The organism is Oleiphilus sp. HI0066 (assembly GCF_001635725.1).
This window is the reverse complement of record NZ_LWFH01001697.1, coordinates 1-918: the sequence shown is the minus strand read 5'-3', so window position 1 is coordinate 918 and position 918 is coordinate 1. Positions and strand designations below refer to the sequence as shown.

At 47.2% G+C, this 918-nt stretch carries 1 protein-coding gene; it reads left to right on the top strand.

The window, feature by feature from the left end:
• The coding region (locus tag A3738_RS31590; RefSeq protein ID WP_197474062.1) for a hypothetical protein at positions 1-918 on the top strand (918 nt) is incomplete at both ends.

Here is a 918-nt window from a genome sequence, read left to right as displayed (position 1 = left end):
TTGTTTGGTTTGGGGCTTTATCCTGAGTTGAGTGGTCGATTAAACGGGCATATCACTTTGGGGCCGGGCGGTCGTTTTGGTGATGAAGGTATTACCATCAATGCAGATATTGAATTGCGTGATGGCTTAATGGCTACTTATAAGGAATCTGATGGTAGTGGTTTCTGGTTGGCAGGACTCGATATGGATAAGCATCTTCGTGACATGCTTCTTGACGTTACTGAAGAGGGTTTGCGAATTTATGAGACAGAAAGTTGGTCGCGACTAGATGTCACAGACTTTAGATTAGGTGATCGGGCAACTGGTGCGAGCTTTGGGCGCATGGTGCTGGAGACATACGAACAAGGATCTGAAAGAACAATTTCCGCAGGCGGAGCTGGGGCTGTATGTGTTGGTGGGCAAGGGAGCGATAGCGCGTCGTGTCAATCTGATGGTGGTCGATGGTCTGATAGAGGGGATCAAGGCTTAACGATTGCATCGGCCAGATTTTTTAAGGATAGCGTTGAAGCGGAAGGCAAGCGCAATCGCTTTACGTGGGAGACTGGTCGCTCTGGAGAAGGTACTGCCGGTGTTGTGAATGACACTGGTATTAAGTTGGTGTTTGATAACTTTACGACCAATGATGGTGACGGTGTAACAGATTCATTTGGTTTACGAACCGATCAGAATATTGATGTTGCGTCAGCGTATGTGCGTAAAAAGTCAGATGGTGCTGACAGCAATGGTGTTGTAGGTAATAAAGGTGATGTAAAGGTGATGAATCCCGATGGGACGTACCGATATGTTGCACCGGCAGATTTGACACCAGAGGATTGGGATAGTTTGCCTGTTGGTCTTGCTTTACGTACCCGAACCCAACTTAAAGAGTTGGATTTCGGGTCTGTTGATCTAGTTCATTCATCTGGGCAGTCAGCTACC